The sequence below is a fragment of the Plastoroseomonas hellenica genome, from assembly GCF_018129085.1.
Lineage (GTDB): Bacteria > Pseudomonadota > Alphaproteobacteria > Acetobacterales > Acetobacteraceae > Plastoroseomonas > Plastoroseomonas hellenica.
In genome coordinates this window covers 1-17,872 of sequence record NZ_JAAGBB010000083.1, presented here as the reverse complement: position 1 = coordinate 17,872, position 17,872 = coordinate 1, and the positions used below count along the sequence as shown (strand labels likewise).

At 71.7% G+C, this 17,872-nt stretch carries 19 protein-coding genes and 1 pseudogene; 10 read left to right on the top strand and 10 right to left on the bottom strand.

The window, feature by feature from the left end; genetic code table 11:
* From GXW71_RS32520 to GXW71_RS32510, 3 genes and pseudogenes are all read left to right on the top strand, one after another.
* Positions 1 to 391, top strand: a pseudogene (locus GXW71_RS32520) (COG4223 family protein); the annotation flags it as partial.
* 4 nt (positions 392 to 395) lie between these two features.
* Positions 396 to 1,673, top strand: coding sequence for a heme biosynthesis HemY N-terminal domain-containing protein (locus GXW71_RS32515; protein WP_211857788.1), 1,278 nt, complete (start codon positions 396 to 398; stop codon positions 1,671 to 1,673).
* 263 nt (positions 1,674 to 1,936) lie between these two features.
* A complete protein-coding gene (locus GXW71_RS32510; protein ID WP_211857786.1) occupies positions 1,937 to 2,206 on the top strand; it encodes a hypothetical protein in 270 nt (89 codons plus the stop codon).
* A 183-nt stretch (positions 2,207 to 2,389) separates the two neighbouring features.
* Here the strand turns inward: GXW71_RS32510 and GXW71_RS32505 are convergent, their stop codons facing one another.
* Genes GXW71_RS32505 through GXW71_RS32495 form a run of 3 tightly spaced genes read right to left on the bottom strand, consistent with a single transcriptional unit; the run spans position 2,390 to position 5,285 of the window.
* Positions 2,390 to 3,277, bottom strand: coding sequence for a prephenate dehydrogenase/arogenate dehydrogenase family protein (locus GXW71_RS32505; RefSeq protein WP_211857784.1), 888 nt, complete (start codon positions 3,275 to 3,277; stop codon positions 2,390 to 2,392).
* Positions 3,270 to 4,364: a histidinol-phosphate transaminase gene (gene hisC / locus GXW71_RS32500; protein ID WP_211857782.1), complete on the bottom strand. Its 1,095-nt coding sequence runs from the start codon at positions 4,362 to 4,364 to the stop codon at positions 3,270 to 3,272. The genes GXW71_RS32505 and hisC overlap by 8 nt, the downstream gene beginning before the upstream one ends.
* Before the next feature lie 60 nt (positions 4,365 to 4,424).
* Positions 4,425 to 5,285 (bottom strand): chorismate mutase, encoded by an 861-nt coding sequence (locus GXW71_RS32495; RefSeq protein ID WP_211857780.1) that lies wholly within the window; start codon positions 5,283 to 5,285, stop codon positions 4,425 to 4,427.
* A 332-nt stretch (positions 5,286 to 5,617) separates the two neighbouring features.
* Between GXW71_RS32495 and metX the strand changes: the two genes are divergently transcribed.
* Positions 5,618 to 6,775: a homoserine O-acetyltransferase MetX gene (metX, locus tag GXW71_RS32490; RefSeq protein WP_211857771.1), complete on the top strand. Its 1,158-nt coding sequence runs from the start codon at positions 5,618 to 5,620 to the stop codon at positions 6,773 to 6,775.
* Between the two features lie 10 nt (positions 6,776 to 6,785).
* On the opposite strand, the gene GXW71_RS32485 is transcribed toward metX, so the two are convergent.
* Positions 6,786 to 7,217 (bottom strand): hypothetical protein, encoded by a 432-nt coding sequence (locus GXW71_RS32485; RefSeq protein ID WP_211857769.1) that lies wholly within the window; start codon positions 7,215 to 7,217, stop codon positions 6,786 to 6,788.
* Between the two features lie 144 nt (positions 7,218 to 7,361).
* Between GXW71_RS32485 and metW the strand changes: the two genes are divergently transcribed.
* The 3 genes from metW (at position 7,362) to GXW71_RS32470 (ending at position 9,526) form a co-directional block, all read left to right on the top strand.
* The gene (metW, locus tag GXW71_RS32480; protein WP_211857800.1) at positions 7,362 to 7,961 is read left to right on the top strand and encodes a methionine biosynthesis protein MetW; all 600 of its coding nucleotides are present in this window, start codon (positions 7,362 to 7,364) and stop codon (positions 7,959 to 7,961) included.
* 129 nt (positions 7,962 to 8,090) lie between these two features.
* Positions 8,091 to 8,813: an acetoacetyl-CoA reductase gene (gene phbB, locus GXW71_RS32475; RefSeq protein WP_211857762.1), complete on the top strand. Its 723-nt coding sequence runs from the start codon at positions 8,091 to 8,093 to the stop codon at positions 8,811 to 8,813.
* Between the two features lie 59 nt (positions 8,814 to 8,872).
* The gene (locus tag GXW71_RS32470; protein ID WP_246527101.1) at positions 8,873 to 9,526 is read left to right on the top strand and encodes a YciI family protein; all 654 of its coding nucleotides are present in this window, start codon (positions 8,873 to 8,875) and stop codon (positions 9,524 to 9,526) included.
* A gap of 9 nt (positions 9,527 to 9,535) precedes the next feature.
* Here GXW71_RS32470 and GXW71_RS32465 read toward each other — a convergent pair whose 3' ends face one another.
* Both GXW71_RS32465 and GXW71_RS32460 read right to left on the bottom strand, forming a co-directional pair.
* The gene (locus tag GXW71_RS32465; protein ID WP_211857760.1) at positions 9,536 to 9,856 is read right to left on the bottom strand and encodes a hypothetical protein; all 321 of its coding nucleotides are present in this window, start codon (positions 9,854 to 9,856) and stop codon (positions 9,536 to 9,538) included.
* 138 nt (positions 9,857 to 9,994) lie between these two features.
* Complete coding sequence (locus GXW71_RS32460) at positions 9,995 to 10,396, bottom strand: group III truncated hemoglobin (protein ID WP_211857758.1); 402 nt, start codon at positions 10,394 to 10,396, stop codon at positions 9,995 to 9,997.
* 43 nt (positions 10,397 to 10,439) lie between these two features.
* On the opposite strand from GXW71_RS32460, the gene yddG reads away from it, so the two are divergent.
* Entirely contained in the window at positions 10,440 to 11,294 is an 855-nt protein-coding gene (gene yddG, locus GXW71_RS32455) for an aromatic amino acid exporter YddG (RefSeq protein WP_367617416.1), read from the top strand.
* Here yddG and GXW71_RS32450 read toward each other — a convergent pair.
* Genes GXW71_RS32450 through gloB form a run of 3 tightly spaced genes read right to left on the bottom strand, consistent with a single transcriptional unit; the run spans position 11,275 to position 13,070 of the window.
* Positions 11,275 to 11,886: a class I SAM-dependent methyltransferase gene (locus tag GXW71_RS32450; protein WP_211857748.1), complete on the bottom strand. Its 612-nt coding sequence runs from the start codon at positions 11,884 to 11,886 to the stop codon at positions 11,275 to 11,277. The two genes, yddG and GXW71_RS32450, sit on opposite strands and share 20 nt — an antisense overlap.
* On the bottom strand, positions 11,883 to 12,326 hold the full coding sequence (locus GXW71_RS32445; RefSeq protein WP_211857746.1) for a cupin domain-containing protein: 444 nt from the start codon (positions 12,324 to 12,326) through the stop codon (positions 11,883 to 11,885). The genes GXW71_RS32450 and GXW71_RS32445 overlap by 4 nt, the downstream gene beginning before the upstream one ends.
* A 15-nt stretch (positions 12,327 to 12,341) precedes the next feature.
* Positions 12,342 to 13,070 (bottom strand): hydroxyacylglutathione hydrolase, encoded by a 729-nt coding sequence (gene gloB / locus GXW71_RS32440; protein WP_211857737.1) that lies wholly within the window; start codon positions 13,068 to 13,070, stop codon positions 12,342 to 12,344.
* A gap of 210 nt (positions 13,071 to 13,280) precedes the next feature.
* Here gloB and GXW71_RS32435 point away from each other — a divergent pair, with 210 nt between their 5' ends.
* Positions 13,281 to 14,096 (top strand): class I SAM-dependent methyltransferase, encoded by an 816-nt coding sequence (locus GXW71_RS32435; protein WP_211857735.1) that lies wholly within the window; start codon positions 13,281 to 13,283, stop codon positions 14,094 to 14,096.
* Here GXW71_RS32435 and GXW71_RS32430 read toward each other — a convergent pair.
* Positions 14,009 to 15,136 (bottom strand): MFS transporter, encoded by a 1,128-nt coding sequence (locus GXW71_RS32430; protein ID WP_211857733.1) that lies wholly within the window; start codon positions 15,134 to 15,136, stop codon positions 14,009 to 14,011. The two genes, GXW71_RS32435 and GXW71_RS32430, sit on opposite strands and share 88 nt — an antisense overlap.
* Positions 15,137 to 15,231: 95 nt before the next feature.
* On the opposite strand from GXW71_RS32430, the gene GXW71_RS32425 reads away from it, so the two are divergent.
* A partial coding sequence (locus GXW71_RS32425) for a helicase-related protein (RefSeq protein WP_246527100.1) occupies positions 15,232 to 17,872 on the top strand: 2,641 nt, incomplete at its 3' end.

The following is a 17,872-nucleotide window of genomic DNA, read 5'->3' as shown; positions in this document are numbered from 1 at the left end:
GCTGCCCGAGGCGCCGGCCGCACTCACCCGCTTCGCCAGCGCCGCGCCGCCGACCGAGGCGGGGCTGCGGCTCACCTTCGAGGATGCCGCGCGCGCCGCCCGTGCGGCGAGCGAGCCGGCGCGCGAGGGTCAGGGCGTGGTGGACAGCGCGATCGCGCGGCTCTCCGGCCTCGTCACCGTCCGCCGCGGCGAGGAGGTGGTCTGGGGCGACCAAGTGGCGGCCGAGCTGGAGCGCGCCCGCCGCAGCCTGGAGGCCGGCGACATCGCCGGCGCGGTGGAGCGGCTGAAGCGCCTGCCGCCGCCGGCGCGGAGCGGCATGGAACGCTGGATCGGCGATGCCGAAGCCCTGCTCGCCGCGCGCGCCGCGCTCGGCACGCTGGCGGCGGGCTGAAGCGATGCGCCGTGCGCTCGGGCTGCTCATCCTCCTCGCCGGCGGCGCTGCGCTGGCGCTCTGGCTCGCCAGGGTCGGCGGGTCGGTCGAGATCCGCGTCGGCGACGCCTGGGTCGGTGTCTCCTTCCCCGTCGCCATGCTGCTGCTGATCGCGGCTTTCGTGCTGCTGCACGGGCTGCTGGCGCTGATCGCCTGGCTGCGGCGCCTGCCCGGGCGGCTCAGCGCCAGCCGGGCGCTGCGTCGCCGTGCCGATGGCGATGCGGCGGTGACCCGGGCGCTGGTGGCACTCGCCGCCGGCACCGCGAACGGCGCCCGGCACGAGGTGCGCCGCGCCCGTGCATTGCTCGGCGACACGCCGCAGACCCTGTTGCTGGCGGCTGAGGCCGAGCGCCTCGCTGGCCGCGAGGAGGCAGCCGCTGAGGTCTTCGGCCTGCTCGCGAAGCGCGAGGATGCGCGTTTCCTCGGCCTGCGCGGATTGCTGCGCCAGGCGATGCAGCGGGAAGACTGGCCGGAGGCGCAGCGCCTGGCGCGCGAGGCCGAGCTGGCCCAGCCCGGCGCCGCCTGGCTGCGGGAGGAACGGCAATTGCTCGCCAGCCGCACCCGCGACTGGCGGGAAGCGCTGGCGCTCGCCCCCAAGGGCACGCCGCTGGCGCCGCTGGCACTCGCCGCCGCGTCGCAGGAGCCCGATCCGGACAAGGCCGCGGCGCTGGAGCGCCAGGCGGTGCAGGCCGATCCCGGCTTCGCCCCGGCGGCGATCGCCCATGCCGCGCGGCTTGCCGCGCAGGGCAGCCCGCGCCGCGCCCGCGCGATCCTGGCCGAGGCCTGGGCGCGGGCGCCGCACCCCGATCTCGGCGCCGCCTGGATCGCGCCGGTCGAGGATCCGCTGGCGCGGGTGAAGGCGGTGGAGGACCTGATCCACGCGACCCGCGACCATCCGGAAAGCCGGCTATTGATGGCCGGCGTGGCACTCGCCGCAGGGCTGACCGGCCGGGCGCGGTCGGAGCTGGAGGCGCTGATCGCCGGCGCCGATGCCGATCGCCGCGCCTATCTGCTGCTGGCCGAACTCGAAGAGGCCGAGCTGGGCGACACGCCGGAAGCGCGCGGCGCCCAGGCGCGCTGGCTGCGCGAGGCCGCCAAGGCAGCCAGCGAGCCGCGCTGGCGCTGCACCGATTGCGGGGCCGAGCATGACGCCTGGAAGCCCGACTGCGCCCATTGCGGCGCGGCCGGGACCATCGCCTGGGGCGCGCCGCCGGCCCGGCTGGCGTCGCGCAGCGCGGCCTGATGCGGGCCAGGAGGCGCTGCCTCCTGGACCTCCGCCGAGGCATGGAGGCATGCCCCGGACCCCACCTTCAGGGAGCGCCCGTGCGGAGCTGCCTTGCGAGCTGAGCATGGACGCGGCGCAGCGGCCGCGTTAGGCTGCCGTCATGACCTTCGCTCGGAAAGGCATGCGAATTACTGGCCCGGCCGCCTGAAGCGGTCCTTCGGGACCCGCTGCGCTGCCGGGGTTTTCGCTGCCCGTCCATTCCGATCCGAAGGTTCTCCCCGATGTCCGATACGCTCTTCCTCGCCGCGCGATTTCGCGTGCTGGCCGATGCCGAACCCGGCCTGTTGCCGCGCCTGCTGATGCCCTTCGCCAAGCGCGATCTGACGCCTGACCTCATGACATCCCGTCGCGAGGGCGACTGCCTGCGCGTGGAGTTCACGCTCACCGCCATGCCGGCGGAGATGGTGCACCTGGTCGAAGGCAACCTCGCCCAGGTCGTCGGCGTGCGGCGGCTGGAGGTCGAAGAAGGGGCGTTCCGCAGGGCGGCCTGACGCACCTCGCGCAGCCACGATGCGGCCGCAGGCCGCCACCAGAAAGGCCGGGCTGCGAGGCGCAGCCGATGCAGACCGAGGCCGCGAATGCGGCCCGCGCGCGACCGACCGCCGTCACCAGTGCGCCCTGACAGCGCGCAAGCCAAGTGCGCGGATGCGCGCGCCGGCGCCTGAGGCCAAGTACTACGCCTGCTTCCGCTCGATCAGGTCGCGCCGGACTTTCCGGCCGCGCTTGATCCGATCCTCGATGAACTCCGCCTGCCCATAGCGCACGGCCCGCCCGAGCGCATGCGCATCCTCGGAGAAGCGGGCCAGCATCTCCAACAGCGCTTCGCGGTTGTTCAGGAAGATATCGCGCCACATGGCGATGTCGCTCGCGGCGATGCGGGTGAAGTCGCGGAACCCGGAGGCGGCGAATTTCAGCACCGCTTCCTTGGTCTCCTCCGCCAGGTCGTCCGCGGTGCCGCAGATGGTGAAGGCGATCAGGTGCGGCAAATGGGAGACGATGGCGACCACCTTGTCATGCGTCGCATGATCCATGGTCTCGATCATCGCGCCGGCACGGCGCCAGAGCTCCGCCACGGTCTCGACAGCAGCCGGATCGCAGCCCGGCAGCGGCGTCAGGATGGTGTAGCGGCCTTCGAACAGCGTCGCGAAACCGGCATCGGGGCCGGAGAATTCGGTGCCGGCCATTGGGTGCCCGGGCACTAGGTGCACGCCCGCCGGCAGCAGCGGCAGCAGGTCGCGCACCACGCTGCCCTTGGTTGAGCCCGCATCGGTCAGGATGCAGCCGGGCGCCAGATGCTGCGCGATCTTCGCCATCACGCCAGCATAGGCGCCGACCGGCACGCAGAGAATCACGCCATCGCAGCCCGCGACCGCGCGCGACGGATCGGCTTCCACCACATCGGCGATGCCGAGCTCCGCGACGCGGGTCCGCGTCGTCTCGGACTGGGCATGCGTCACGAGCACGCGCGCGATGTCGCCGCGTTCCTTTGCGAGCCTGAGGATCGAGCTGCCGATCAGCCCGGGTCCGATGATGCAGAGGCGCTGAAAGAGCGGCTCAGCCACGGATGCCTGCCATGAAGGCGCCGAGCGCTTCGGTCAGCAGCCCGTTTTCCTCGGCGGTGCCGATGGTGATGCGCAGGCAGGAAGGGAGGCCATAGGCGCCCATCATGCGTACGATCAGCCCGCGCGACTTCAGATGCGCGTCGGCCGCCTTCGCACGATCGGCGGTGCCGAAATCGGCGAGCACGAAATTGCCCTGGCTCGGCCAGACCTTGATGCCGGTGGCGGTCAGCGCCTCGGTCACCTTCAGGCGCCATTCGGCATTGTGCGCGACGTTCTTCTCGACCCAGCCGGGCTCGGCCAGCGCGGCGACCGCCGCTTCCATCGCCGCGGCATTGACGTTGAACGGCCCGCGCACCCGGTTCAGCACATCGACGACCTCGGCGGGGGCATAGCCCCAGCCGACGCGCATGCCGCCGAGCCCGAAGATCTTCGAGAAGGTGCGCGTCATCACCGTATTGCCGGTGGCATCCACCAGCCTGGCGCCGGCGTCGTAGTCGGGACGGTCGACGTACTCCGCGTAAGCGGAATCCAGCACCAGCATGATGTCGGAGCGGAGCGCGGCGCGCAGCCGGTCCACCTCCGCCTGCGGCAGGATGCTGCCGGTCGGGTTGTTCGGATTGGCCAGGAAGACCAGCTTCGTGCGCGGCCCGCAGGCCGCGATCAGGCCATCCACATCTGCGGTCAGGTCGCGCTCCGGCACCTTGATGATGCGGCAGCCCGCCCAGCGACCGGTGATGTCGTACATCAGGAAGCCATGCGCCGACATGACGATCTCGGTGCCCTCACCGCCATAGGCGAGGATCAGCAGCCCCAGGATCTCGTCGGAGCCATTGCCGCAGACGATGCGCGCGGGATCGAGGCCGAAGCGCGCGCCTATCGCCTCGCGCAGCGCCTTGGAACCGCCGTCGGGGTAGCGATGCGCCTCCGTTGCCATGCGCTGGATTGCGGCGACCGCGCCAGGCGGCGGGCCGAAGGCGCCCTCATTGGAGGAGAGCTTGATGATCCGGTTGACGCCCGGGAGTTTCGATTCGCCGCCCACATAGGGCTCGACCGAAAGGATGGACGGGCGCGGCGCGAGCATTGCCATGGAAACTGCACCTCGGTGCGGAAGATCTTGCGAAGGATTCTCAGGCGTGCGGCAGCGGGATCAGGCCGGCTCGGGCTCGGCATAGGCGCCGAGGCGCTGCACATGCAGCCCGGCGAGTGCCGCGAGGCGCGAGTCATCGAGCTCGATGAAGCCCTCGACCTCGGCGAGTGCCACCGGCTCGGCGCCGCTGCGGCGGATCATCAGGCCGCGCATCGGCAGCCCCGCCTGCTGCAGCAGGGTAGTCAGCCGCGCATGCGACAGGTCGCCGGCAAGCTCGATGCGCAGCAGGCTGCGGTCGCGGCCGCTGGCATCCGGCGGCGTGGCCGCGACCACCAGCACGCCGGCGCCGCCGGGATCCATCAGGAAAGGCAGCCGCGCGGTGACCTGCAGGTGCTGGGTGTCGAAGCGCACCCACCAGGCGGCCTCCTCTGGCTCCTCGGGCTCCGGTGCCGGCAGGGTGGCGACCGCGACTTCGCCGGCGAGCACCGCGGCGAGCGCCTGGCCGGCCGTGGTCATCGGGCGGATCGGGGTATCGGCGCCGAAATGCTGGCGGGTCAGGTGCAGGACGTGCTCGCCACGGGCGGGCGGCACCGCGGCGGCGACGGAGAAGCTGGCCTGCATGGCGGTGGAGGCGGCGAAGATCTCTCGCCAAAGACGCACCAGGGCCGCCCGCGGCAGAGGCTCCGCGTGGCGGTCCAGAAGGCGGCGGAGGATCGCGGCTTCCCGCCCGGGGCGCAGCGCCGGCCCCTCACCCTTGGCCCGGCTGCTGCCGAGGCGGGCGACGATGCCGGCGCGGCGCATCAGCAGCGCGTGGAGCTGGTCATCGAGCGTATCGATCTCGGCCCTGAGCGCCGCGAGTTCCTCCGTGGAGGCGGCGGGGCTCGACAAGGCGTCGGGAGGGGGCTGGGCTGTGTCGGGCATCGTGCTGCGCAAGGGATGGGGACCAGCAATAGACGCGCCCGCGCCCGGCGCCAAGCCGCTAGGAGTCTGTCTGAGACAGGGGCGTGGCGGGCTGTCGCGGGATTTCTCGTCTCTGGTGTGCCGGGCGGCACAGCCAATGCTGCCGGCATCGGCCCAAGCAGATCCCGTTCGGGCACGGCCCGGGTGGGTGAAGATGTTTGGCCAAGCACGCTGACTGGCGCGCCGGAGGACGGAAAAGGGCCGGCAGACCGACCGCGGCCTTTCCGAGGCAGGCTCTCCGGTTGCACGCCAGGGTCGCGCGCCCTAATCCTCCGGCAAGGACGCCGCATCCCATGTCACAGGCCGCAACCCCGCTTCCGCAGTTCACGCACGCGCAGAGCCTCTACGCGGAAGGGCTGGCGCTGGATTGCGGCGCCGTGGTGGCACCGCTCGCGGTCGCCTGGCGTGGCTATGGCCGCCTCAACGCCGAGCGCAGCAACGCGATCCTCATCTGCCACGCGCTGACCGGCGACCAGTATGTTGCCGAACCGCATCCCGTCACCGGCAAGCCCGGCTGGTGGGAGAACATCGTCGGCCCCGGCAAGCCGATCGACACCGACCGCTTCTACGTGGTCTGCGCCAATGTGCTCGGCGGCTGCATGGGCAGCTCCGGCCCGCCCGAGGAGATGACCGATGCCGAAGGGCGCGGCCAGGGCCGGCCCTGGGGGACGGAATTCCCCTCCGTCACCATCCGCGACATGGTGCGCGCGCAGAAGAAGCTGATGGACGAGCTCGGCATCATCCGCTGGCTGGCGGTGGTCGGCGGCTCGATGGGTGGGATGCAGGTGCTGGAATGGGCGGCGACCTATCCGGACGCGGTCTTTGCCGCAGCACCGATCGCCTGCGCCGCCCATCACAGCGCCCAGAACATCGCCTTCCATGAGGTCGGCCGCGCCGCCATCCATGGCGATCCCGACTGGAAGGGCGGCCGCTATTGGGAAGACGCGGGGCGCATCCCGGCGCGCGGCCTGGCCGTCGCGCGCATGGTCGCGCACATCACCTACCTGTCCGAGCAGGCGCTGACCCGGAAGTTCGGCCGGCGGCTGCGCGGCGCCAGCGCGCTGACCTTTCTCGAGGATGTCTTCGAGGTGGAGAGCTACCTGCGCCACCAGGGCAGCACCTTCATCCGCCGCTTCGACGCGAACAGCTATCTGACGATCACCCGTGCGATGGACTTCTTCGACCTGGCGGCGGAGCAGGGCGGCGACCTGGCGGCGGTCTTCCGGGGCACGCCGACGCGCTTCTTCGTCGCCAGCTTCTCCTCCGACTGGCTGTTCCCGACCAGCGAGAGCCGGGCGCTGGTGCGAGCGCTCAATGCCGCGGCCGCCAATGTCAGCTTCGTCGAGATCGCGAGCGACAAGGGCCACGACGCCTTCCTGCTCGACGAGCCGGATTTCCATCGCGCCCTCGGCGGCTTCCTGCGGGGTGCCGCGGAGCGGGTCGGGGTTTGAAAGCAGCCCTTCAGGAAGCCCGCCGAAGCCCGATCGTGCAGGGCCGGCGCTGTCCGCTCACGGCGCCAGTGGCCGCCCAGTCCTGGGCGCCTGAGAGTTGCCCGGAGCCCCGCGCGGCGCTGAGGCGGCCAGCATAGCGCGACGTGTAAGTGTAGCGCGGCCCGTTGGCACCGCCCTCGAGGGTGACGCTGCCATCGGTGCCGACCGGCCCCTCTCCCACTTCCACGATGCCGGTTGGGCTTCCATCCGCGGGATTGAGGACGGTGCGGCGGAAGGTCGCGCGCCCATTCGCGACAGTGACCAGGATGGCGGTGTCGAGCGGCCGTTGGCCGGGCTGGTTCAGCGCATCGCAGCGCAGGCGCCCGTTCCAGGTCCCATCGAAACCCTGCGCGAGAGCGGGCCCAGCGCACAGCGAGAGCACAAGGACAAGAAGCGATCGCATGGGTGCCAACCCTCTCGTTCCACCTCAGGATCATGCCATGCCGCGCGTCAGCGACGCGAGCGCCGTCGCGCGGCCCGCGCGCCGGCGCTATACAGCCCCGTCATGCCCGACGCCCCTGCCGATATCCGCTACGTCGCCAAGAACATGCGCCTCGACCTCCGCCTGATCGCGGAGATGGTCGCGCCGGGAACGCGGGTGCTCGACATCGGCTGCGGCGACGGCGCGCTGATCGCCCATCTGACGCGCGAAAAGGGTGCCGACGCGCGCGGCATCGAGATCGACATGGCGGAAGCCACGCGCGCGGTCGCCGCCGGGCTCGCGGTCATCCATGGTGATGCCGACAGTGACCTCGCGCATTACCCCGACGGTGCCTTCGACTACGTCATCCTCTCGCGCACCCTCCAGGCGGTGGAACGCCCGCGGGAGGTGCTGCGCCAGATGCTGCGCATCGGCCGGCACGCGATCGTCAGCTTCCCGAATTTCGGCCATTGGCAGATGCGCTGGCGGCTGCTCGCCACCGGCCGCATGCCCGATACCGAGACCTGGTCGCGCCCCTGGTACGAGACGCCCAACATCCACCCCTGCACCATCGCCGACTTCTTCGCGCTCTGCGCCATGGATGGCTATGTGGTCGAGCAATGGCTGGCGGTGGACGAACGCGGGCTGAAGGCGCCCTGGAAGCGCAGCATCCGCCTTGCCAACCTGTTCGGACAGCAGGCGCTGTTCCTGCTGCGCCGCGCCTGAAGCGGCGGCGTTCCAGGTCGCTGCACCGCACTGCGCGTTTTCATGAAGCGCACGTCGCTTCTCGCTTGCGGCGCAGGGTGGAACAGGGTCTAGGCTGATGGCGGGTTCCGAACAGGGAGGAGGCCATTCATGGCACGCGTCGCACTCGTCACAGGCGGCCAGCGGGGCATCGGCGCCGCGATCAGCGAGGCGCTGCAGACGGCGGGGCGCAAGGTCGTCGCGTCCTATGCCGGCAATGACGAGGCTGCCCGCGCCTTCACCGAACGCACCGGCATCCCCTGCTATAAATTCGACGTCTCGGACTTTGCCGCCTGCGAAGTGGCGGTGCGCCAGATCGAGGCGGATCACGGTCCGGTCGAGGTCCTGGTCAACAATGCCGGCATCACCCGAGACGCGGTGATGAAGCGCCTGACGCGCGACATGTGGGACGCGGTGATCGATACCAACCTCGGCGGCTGCTACAATCTCTGCAAGCTGGTCTGGGACGGCATGACGGCGCGCAAGTTCGGCCGCATCGTGAACATCGGATCGATCAACGGCCAGGCCGGCCAATACGGCCAGGTGAACTACGCTGCGGCCAAGTCCGGCATCCATGGCTTCACCAAGGCGCTCGCGCAGGAAGGCGCCCGCGCCCACATCACCGTCAATGCCATCGCGCCCGGCTATGTGGACACCGAGATGGTGCGCGCCGTGCCGGCCGAGGTGCTGGAGAAGATCATTGCCCGGATCCCGCGCGGCCGCCTCGGCACCGCCGAGGACATTGCCCGCGGCGTTCTCTTCCTCACCGCCGACGACGCCGATTTCGTCACTGGCTCCACCCTGTCCATCAATGGCGGGCAGCACATGTATTAGTTTCGAAGGGGGAGCCGCGATGCGGCTCCCCCTTCGAGCATCCCCCTGAGAGGTTTTCCATGGGTTATGCGATGATTGCCTTTGATGGCGAGGATGAAGAGGCGCTGGCGCGACGGATGGCGGCGCGGGACCGGCATCTGGCGGTGATCACGGAATGGGCGGCGGCCGGGCGCCTGGCCTTCGGAGTGCCGCTGTTCACGCCCGATTGGCGCTCGGTCGGGTCCCTGATGATCCTCGAGGTGCCGGATCGCGCCGGGCTCGATGCCTATCTGGCGGCCGAGCCCTTCGCGCAGGGGGAGGTCTGGCAGCGGGTGACCGTGCATCCCTTCCGCATCGCGCCGCTGCCCTACCGGCCGCTGCCGAAGCCGGGCGAGCCGACGCCCACCAGCCGCACCCACACCATCACCATCGCCTTCGATGGCACCGATGCCGAAGCCCTGGCGCGGCGCCAGGCAGCGCGGACCGCCCATATGGATCGGGTCGCCCCCTTGGCGCAGGCAGGCCAGTTGACGATTGGTGGCGCCATCCTCGACGAGAGCGGGACGCGGATGATCGGGTCCATCGCGGTCACCGCCCATGCCAGCGACGCGGCGGCCCGTGCCGCCTGGGCGGAAGATCCCTATGTCCGTGACGGGGTCTGGAAGGATGTTACCTACTGGGGCACGCGAATGGCGCCGCTGCCCTATCGGCCGCTACCCGGCGCGGCGGCCTGACGATGCGCCTCAACTGAAGCGCATGCTGTCCTCGCGGCTGCGGGCAGGGTGCTGCATCTGCTCCTGCCGCGTCCGCTCATCGAGCACCGCGAGGGTCAGGCTGAAGGCAAGGCCGACCAGAAAGGTGAAGACCCCCTGCCCGCCGCCTAGCATCCAGCCGACGGCCGCCCAAACGGTCGCGGCGACCGCCACCGGCAACACGATGCGCCAATCGGACAAGCGCTTGGTGATGCGGTGCATGAGCCACTGCATCGCCAGAGCCAGTACGAATACCATCAGCACGAGGTGGTCGGCGAAGGCCGCGGCCTCGAATTCCGGCTGCGTTTCCATGACGCACCGATCCTCCGATTCCTATCTCTCCACAATACAGCTTCTAGCGCAGGAGTTGTGGCAATCGGCATGAAAGCAGCGCAATGCAGCAAGGCGTGTCACGAAGGCGAGAGAAAGATTGTCGAAGTGTCACGCTCTTCAACCCAGCGGCGTCAGTCCGGCCTCCAAGCTGGCGGCGATGCGCCGTGCCCGATCGATCAACAGCGCGGCACCGGCCGGCGGGCAGAGATCGCGCGCCGTCCGCTCGAACAGGGTGAGCCAGCGCGCGAAATGCGCCGGCGTCAGGCCGAGCGGCGCGTGCGCCTGCATCGGCCGCCCGCGGTAGCGACCGCTGCCGAACACGACCGATGACCAGAAGGCGGTGATCTGAGCGATGTGGTGCTCCCAGTCCGCGACCCGCTGGAAGATCGGGCCGATCTCGGCATCCTGCCGCGCCAGCCCGTAGAAGGCGCGCACCAGCTTCTCCAGCATCGCCTCGTCGAGGCCGGCTGCGGCGGCGGCCCGGGCCGGGCCTTCGGGGGATGGCGGCGAGCAATCCATGCCGCCCCTTGCGCTGCGCCGCCGCCACCCGCAAGAGGCAGCCGTGACCCCCCGCCATGCAACCTTCGCGGGCCTCGGCGCACTCGCGCTCTGGGCCTTCCTCGCGCTGCTCTCGCGCCTGACCGCGCCGGTGCCACCGCTCCAGGTGACCGCGATCGGCTTCGCGATCGGCGGCGCGCTGGGCCTTGCGGTGGTGCTGGCGCGCGGGCAGGCGCGGGCCCTGGCGCAAGGGCCGCTCGCCTGGGCGCATGGCATCGGCGGGCTCTTCGGCTACCACGCGCTCTACTTCACGGCCCTTGCCCTGGCGCCGCCGGTCGAGGCGAACCTGCTGAACTATCTCTGGCCGCTGCTGATCGTGCTGCTCTCGGCGCCGATCCTCGGGCTGCGGCTGGGGCCGCGCCGGCTCACGGGCGTGGCGCTCGGCTTCGCCGGCTGCGCGCTGCTGGTGGGCGGCGGCGCCGGCTTCCTCGATCCCGCCGCGCTGCCGGGCTTCCTGGCCGCCCTCGGCTGCGCGCTGGTCTGGGCGCTCTATTCCGTCACCGCGCGGCGGTTGGGCGGCGTGCCGACCGATGCGGTGGCCGGCTTCTGCCTGGCGACGGCAGCGCTCGCCGGCCTCGCGCATCTCCTCTTCGAGACCTGGGTGGCGCCGGGCGCGCGGCAATGGCTGGCGCTCGGGCTGCTCGGCGCCGGGCCGGTCGGCGCCGCCTTCTTCCTCTGGGACCTCGGCATGAAGCGGGGCGATCCGCGGCTGCTCGGCACCCTCGCCTACGCAGTGCCGGTCGCTTCCACGCTGCTGCTGGTCGCGGCCGGCGAAGGCGCGCTGACCTGGCGGATCGGTGCCGCGCTGGCGCTGGTCGCCGGCGGCGGCTGGCTGGCCGCTACGGCACGCGCTTCCTGAAAAGGCCCCGGACGATCTCCGCCAGGCCCTGATGCTTCGGCCCCTCGTCGAGCAGCACGGCGCCTTCGAAAAGCTCCAGCACCTCGAGCTCCGCGAAGGCCGCCTCGGCGATCGCCCGGGTCCAGAGCAGCGCCACCTCCTTCGGCCCGCCGCTCCGCCGCCCCTCCTGCGCCGGGGAGAAGCACTCCAGCGCCAGCAGCCCGCCCGGTGCCAGCGCGCGCACCGCCGCGGCCGCGACCAGGTCGCGATCCGCGGGCGGCAGGTGGACATAGATCCAGGCGACCAGATCGAACCCGGCCTCCGGCCAATCCCAATTCGTCAGGTCCGCGACCCGGGCGTCGAGGGCGACGCCCTGCAGGGCCGCCAGCGCGCGGGCCTTGGCGACGCCGACCGGCGACCAGTCGAGGCTGGTCACCGCCAAGCCCTGCCGGGCCAGCCAGACGCCGTTCCGCCCTTCCCCATCGCCCAGCGCCAGCGCCCGCATCCCCGGCCTGATCCGTGACGCGAGCGCCTGCAGATGCAGGTTCGGCTCCGCCCCAAAGGTGAAACCTTCACCTTCGTAGCGGCGATCCCAGGCGGCGGCGTCGCTCATCCGGGCCGCCAGCCGGCCGGCGCCAGCTCGAAACCGGCGAAATCGAAGGCCGGGCTGACCGTGCAGCCGACCAGGGTCCAGCGCCCCAGGCTCACCGCCGCCTGCCAGATCCCCGGCGGCACCACCGCGAAGGGCGCTTCGCCGGCGGCGAGATCGGGGCCGAGCCGCCGCGTCTCCACCGCCTGCGATCCCGTCGTCAGCGAGAGGTCCAGCGCCGCGCCGGCATACCAGTGCCAGCACTCGGCGGCATCGACGCGATGCCAATGGCTGCGCTCGCCGGCCGCCAGCAGGAAATAGATCGCGGTGCCGGCGCCGCGCCCGCCGGCCGCGGGGATGTCACGCCAGATCTCGCGGTAGTGGCCGCCTTCAGGATGCGGCGCCAGCCCGAGGGCCGCGATCACCGCTTCCGCGGCCGATGCGGGATCGCGCAGGTCGGTCATGCGCGGCGGGCCGCGTCAGCGAAAGGCATTCTTCGCGGCCCGGTAGGCGGCGAAGGTGGCGGCATCCTTGGCGCGCAGGAAGACATTGGCGCGGCGCTCATCGCCGAGCGTCGTCGGCACCGTCGGGCGGTCCGCCGCGCGCAGCGCCGCGACTTCGGCCGCGCGGGCCTGCAGGTCGGCATTGTCCGGCTCGATACTCAGGCAGAAGCGGGCATTGTCGGCGGTGTATTCATGGCCGCAGCAGATCAGCGTCGCGTCCGGCAACGCCTTCAGCGGCTGGATGGACTGGAACAGCTCCTCCGCCGTGCCCTCGATCGGGCGGCCGCAGCCCAGGCTGAACAAGGTATCCCCGGCCAACAGGATACGGTCGTCGGGGAAGTGGAAGACGATATGGCCATGGGTGTGGCCCGGCGTGTCGATGACCTCCGCCCTGGCCCGGCCGAGCTTGAACTCCTCGCCCGGCCGCAGCGTGGCGTCGAGCGCGGGCAGGCGGTGCATGTCGGCCAGCGCGCCGGCGATCCTGGCATCGGGAAAGCGCGCCTTGACGCCGGCCACGCCATCGATGTGATCGCCGTGGTGATGGGTCAGCAGGATCCAGTCGAGGCGCCCGCCGGCCGCTTCGACCGCCGCGACCGCGGGCCCGGCCTCGCCCGGGTCGCAGAGGCCGACCGTGCCGTCGCTGCCGCGCAGCAGCCAGGCATAGTTGTCCTTGAGGCAGGGAATGGCGGTCACGGAGAGGGTCATGCGGCGGTGTCCCTTGGTGAGGTCCGAGCGTGACGACCCGGGGCCGCTCCGGCCGGAGTCTGGATCACGCGATCATAAGGTAAGAGCATCTACACGCCTGAGGCCTTCGGCGCGAACCCGCTCAAGGCGGTTTGAGCGGCCGGCGCCGATCCGGCGGGACCACGCGCTCTGGCCGTGCATCCGGACCTGCTCCCGCCCTATATCGGAAGCATGAGCGTCGACGTCCACGGGCCTTACGGATTCGCCCAGTTCTACGCGCGCCCGACCGGCCGCCTGGCCGGGCGGCTGCTGCGGGAGCGGCTGGCCGCGCTCTGGCCGGATCTCTCGGGCCAGGCGGTGCTCGGGATCGGGCATGCGGCCCCTTATCTCGGGCTCTGGCGTGGGCAGGCGCGCTGCTGCCTGTCGCTGGCGCCGGCGCAACTCGCGCCGCCCGCGACCTGGCCGCTCGCCGGCCCCTGCGCCACGCTGGTCGCCGAGGAGGAGCGGCTGCCCTTCCCCGACCTCGCCTTCGACCGGGTGCTGCTGGTGCATGGGCTGGAGGCGGCGGACAATGCGCGGCGCCTGCTGCGCGAGGCCTGGCGGGTGCTGAAGGATGACGGGCGGCTGCTGGTCGTGGTGCCGAACCGGCGCGGCCTCTGGGCGCACAACGAAAGCACGCCCTTCGGCCACGGGCAGCCCTATTCGCCGGGACAGCTCGGGCGGCTGCTGGCGCGGCACCTGTTCCGGGTGGAGCGGCGCGACAGCGCGCTGTTCTTCCCGCCCTTCCGGGCGCGCCCCCTGCTGCGGACCGCGCGGCTCTGGGAAGCGGCCGGCCATGCGCTGTGGCCGGCGCGCTTCGCCGGCGTCGCGATCGCGGAAGCGGAGAAGGATGTCTTCGCGGCATTGCCCGCCGGCACGGTCGCGGTGCGGCGCCGCGTGGTGCGGTCCACGGAGGCCGCCTATTCCTTCAGGCCGCGCGCCAGCAGCAAGGCCGGCAGGCAGAGCGCGCACATCGCCCAGAACACGGCGCCGCCCCATTCGGCATAGAGCTGCCCCGAGAGCAGCGTCAGCAGCATGATCGCGAGCCCGCTGCCGAGCGAGGCATGCAAGGTCTGCGCAGCACCCGCTTCATTCGCCGGGACCGCTTCCGACAACAGCCGCATCGCGACCAGGTGCTGGGCACCGAAGGTCAAGGCGTGCAGCGCCTGGGAGATGACGAGCGCCGGCAGCCAGGTGGTCTCCGCCATGATCGCCCAGCGCACCAGCCCGGCGGCGGCGGCCAGCATGCTGAGCCCCCGCCAGCCGAGCCGCGCGGCGACCGGCTTGGCGAAGAGGAAGAGCACGATCTCCGCCACCACGCCTTCGGCCCAGAGCAGGCCGATCACCACCGGGGAATGCCCGGCCGCCGCCCAGTGGATGGCGCCGAAGGAATAGGCGGCGGCGTGGCTGCCCTGGATCAGCGCCGAGAGCAGAAGCAGCCGCCGGAAGATCGGGATGCGGAGCGGCGCCAGCAGGCTGCCGCGGTGCGGGCTGCGCGCCGCGCTCACCGGCAGCATGAGCGTCGCGCCGGCGGCGATCAGCAGCGCGGCCGCAACGACCCAGGGGATGACGCCGATGCCGAAGCGCTGGACCAGCCAGCCGGCAAGCACCGAAGCCAGGATGAAGGCGAAGCTGCCGACGCTGCGCACGCGTCCGTAATCGAAGGCGCCGCCGCGGGCCGCCGCGACCGTCAGGCTTTCGCTGAGCGGGATGACCGGCGCGACGGCGATGCTGTAGAGGATTTGCAGCGCCATCAGCGCGATGAGCAGCCCTTCCACCTCCCAGGCGAGCAGGCCGAAGCCGGCCTGGAAGCCGGCGGCCAGCAATGCACAAAGCGCGAGCACCCGCCGCAGGCCGTGGATATCCGCGGCCCGGCCGAGGACCGGGCCCGAGATCAGCCGCGCCAGCGATCCCGCGAAGAGCACCGCCGCGATTCCCTGCGGCGACAGCCCGGCCGCCGCCAGGAAAGGTGGGAAGAAGGGCATCGTCGTGCCGATCGCCGCGAACATCGCGGAGAGCAGCAGGGCGAAAGGCAGGGCGGTGCGCACGGGGCGCGCACCCTGCCCGACCGGGCATGGCTTGGGAAGCGCCCGGACGGCCGCCGGTTGCCAAGCGCGCCCGCCCGTGCGACGCGTTGCCCCGCATGGCGGACCACACCCCCCCGATGACGAATTTCCAGATGTTCCAGCCGCGCGTGCGCGCCGTGCTGGGCCCCACCAATACAGGCAAGACGCATCTCGCGATCGAGCGCCTGCTCGCGCATGCCTCCGGCATCATCGGCTTCCCGCTGCGCCTGCTGGCGCGCGAGAACTACGACCGGATGGTGGTCGCGAAGGGCGAGCGCCATGTCGCGCTGATCACCGGGGAGGAGAAGATCATCCCCCCCGAGGCGAAGTGGTTCGCCTGCACGGTGGAGGCGATGCCGCTCGACCGCCGCGCCGAATTCGTGGCGGTGGACGAGATCCAGCTCTGCGCCGACCCCGATCGCGGCCACGTCTTCACCGACCGGTTGCTGAACGCGCGCGGCATGGTCGAGACCATGTTCATGGGCGCCGAGACCATCCGTCCGCTGCTGACGCGCCTGGTGCCGGGCATCGAGTTCGATACCCGCACCCGCATGTCGCAACTGACCTATGCGGGCCCGGCCAAGCTGACGCGGCTGCCGCCGCGGAGCGCCGTCGTCGCCTTCAGCGCCGCCGAGGTCTATGCGATCGCAGAGGCGATCCGGCGCCGGCGCGGCGGCTGCGCGGTGGTGATGGGCCGGCTCAGCCCGCGCACGCGCAACGCGCAGGTGGCGCTCTATCAGAATCGCGAGGTCGATTTCCTGGTGGCGACGGATGCCATCGGCATGGGCCTCAACATGGATGTCGACCATGTCGCCTTCGCGGCGCTGCAGAAGTTCGACGGCCATCGCGTGCGTGCGCTGGAGGCACAGGAGGCGGCACAGATCGCCGGCCGCGCCGGGCGCGGCATGCGCGACGGCAGCTTCGGCGTCACCGGCGACTGCCCGCCGCTCGACGACGAGATGGTCGGCAAGATCGAGGGTCACGCCTTCGAGCCGCTGAGCCAGCTCGCCTGGCGGAACTCGGAGCTGGATTTCGCCTCCCTCGACGCGCTGCTCGGCTCGCTGGCGCTGCCGCCGCCGCAGCCCGGCCTCGCGCGCGGCAATGACGCGACCGACCACATCACGCTTGAGGCGCTGTCGCGCGACCCGGAGGTGCAGCGCCTGGCCGAGGGCCGCACCCGCGTCAGGCTGCTCTGGGAAGCCTGCCAGGTGCCGGATTTCCGGAAGCTGGCGGATGATAGCCACACCAAGCTGGCCGCGCGCATCTTCACCCATCTCGCGACCGACGGCGCACTGCCGAAGGAGTGGGTGACGCAGTCGATCGCTGGTCTCGGCCGCATCGATGGCGACCTCGACACCCTGATGGCCCGCCTCGCCTCGATCCGCGTCTGGTCCTACATCGCCGCCCGTGCCGACTGGGTGGCCGATGCCGCCGAGTTCCAGGCCGAGGCGCGGCGCGCCGAGGACGCGGTGTCCGATGCCTTGCACGAGAGCCTGACCGCGCGCTTCGTCGACCGCCGCGCCGCGCATCTGATGCGCCGGCTGGACGACACGGCGGAGGAGCTGCTCTCCGCGGTGACGCGCCGTGGCGAGGTGGTGGTCGAGGGCCACAATGTCGGCAAGGTACTGGGCTTCGCCTTCGAGCCGGAGGCCGGCAGCGAGGACGAGGAACAGCGCAAGCTGGTGCTGCGCGCCGCCCGCCGTGCGCTCACGTCCGAGATCCCGCGCCGCGTCGCCGCGCTGGAGCAGGCGAAGGACGAGGCCTTCGCGCTGACGCCAGCGAACCGCATCACCTGGACCTATCATCCGGGCTTCAACACGCCGGCCGGCCTCGGCGATGCCGCCGAGATCGCCCGGCTGCGACCCGGTCCCGAAGCTTCGAGGCCGCAGATCGAGGTGCTGCCGACCGAGTTCCTGGACGGCGCCCAGCGGGAACGCATCCGCACCCGCCTCGCCGCCTGGATCGAAAGCCATATCGGCCGCGAGCTCGGCGCCATCGCCAAGGTGGAGGCGAAGGCGGCCGAGGAAGGCGCGCTGCGTGGGCCGGCCTACCAGCTTCGCGAATCGCTCGGCCTGGCGCCCGGCGCGACCGAGCGCGTGGTGACGCCGGAACTGCGGCAGAAGCTGAAGGCGATCGGCGTGCGCGCCGGACGCTACGCGCTCTATCTGCCGGAGGTGATGAAGCCCAAGGCGATGGCGCTGCGCGCGCAGCTCTGGGCGCTGCTGCGCAATATCGAGACGCCGTCGCTGCCGGGCGGCGGCTTGGTCGCGATCCAGCCGCCGGCCGACTGGCCGCCGGGCTTCGCCGAGGCGATGGGCTGGCTGCCGGCGGGGGGCGTGCTGCTCCGCCTCGACGTCGCGGAGCGAATCGCGGCCGAGATCGGCTTCCTGACCCGCCGGGCCCCGGCGATGTTGCCGGGCGACCTCGCCAGCCGGCTCGGGCTGAAGGCAGATGCGCTGCCGGCGGCGCTGGAGGCGATGGGCTTCCGCCTGATGCCTGGCGGCGAATTGCCGGAAGGGCATCACGGCCCGCCGACGCCGACCCGCATCGGGCTGCCGCGCAACGAGGGCCAGCACCATCACCGCGGGCCGCGCCGGCCGCAGGGCGAACGCCCCCAGGGGGATCGCGCGCAAGGGGATCGGCCCCAGGGTGACCGCCCGCAAGGCGAGCGGCCGCGCGGCGAGCGCCGGGACTGGCAGCGCCGCGGCCAGCGCCCGG

What these genes read in the sequence shown, in the direction of transcription:
- GXW71_RS32445 (WP_211857746.1), bottom strand. Translation starts at nt 12,326, where the DNA reads ATGACCGACCTGCGCGATCCCGCATCGGCCGCGGAAGCGGTGATCGCG.
- gloB (WP_211857737.1), bottom strand. Translation starts at nt 13,070, where the DNA reads ATGACCCTCTCCGTGACCGCCATTCCCTGCCTCAAGGACAACTATGCC.
- hisC (WP_211857782.1), bottom strand. Translation starts at nt 4,364, where the DNA reads ATGGCAATGCTCGCGCCGCGCCCGTCCATCCTTTCGGTCGAGCCCTAT.
- GXW71_RS32470 (WP_246527101.1), top strand. Translation starts at nt 8,873, where the DNA reads ATGGGTTATGCGATGATTGCCTTTGATGGCGAGGATGAAGAGGCGCTG.
- GXW71_RS32515 (WP_211857788.1), top strand. Translation starts at nt 396, where the DNA reads ATGCGCCGTGCGCTCGGGCTGCTCATCCTCCTCGCCGGCGGCGCTGCG.
- GXW71_RS32495 (WP_211857780.1), bottom strand. Translation starts at nt 5,285, where the DNA reads ATGCCCGACACAGCCCAGCCCCCTCCCGACGCCTTGTCGAGCCCCGCC.
- GXW71_RS32450 (WP_211857748.1), bottom strand. Translation starts at nt 11,886, where the DNA reads ATGAGCGACGCCGCCGCCTGGGATCGCCGCTACGAAGGTGAAGGTTTC.
- GXW71_RS32460 (WP_211857758.1), bottom strand. Translation starts at nt 10,396, where the DNA reads ATGGATTGCTCGCCGCCATCCCCCGAAGGCCCGGCCCGGGCCGCCGCC.
- GXW71_RS32465 (WP_211857760.1), bottom strand. Translation starts at nt 9,856, where the DNA reads ATGGAAACGCAGCCGGAATTCGAGGCCGCGGCCTTCGCCGACCACCTC.
- GXW71_RS32510 (WP_211857786.1), top strand. Translation starts at nt 1,937, where the DNA reads ATGTCCGATACGCTCTTCCTCGCCGCGCGATTTCGCGTGCTGGCCGAT.
- GXW71_RS32435 (WP_211857735.1), top strand. Translation starts at nt 13,281, where the DNA reads ATGAGCGTCGACGTCCACGGGCCTTACGGATTCGCCCAGTTCTACGCG.
- metW (WP_211857800.1), top strand. Translation starts at nt 7,362, where the DNA reads ATGCGCCTCGACCTCCGCCTGATCGCGGAGATGGTCGCGCCGGGAACG.
- GXW71_RS32485 (WP_211857769.1), bottom strand. Translation starts at nt 7,217, where the DNA reads ATGCGATCGCTTCTTGTCCTTGTGCTCTCGCTGTGCGCTGGGCCCGCT.
- phbB (WP_211857762.1), top strand. Translation starts at nt 8,091, where the DNA reads ATGGCACGCGTCGCACTCGTCACAGGCGGCCAGCGGGGCATCGGCGCC.
- metX (WP_211857771.1), top strand. Translation starts at nt 5,618, where the DNA reads ATGTCACAGGCCGCAACCCCGCTTCCGCAGTTCACGCACGCGCAGAGC.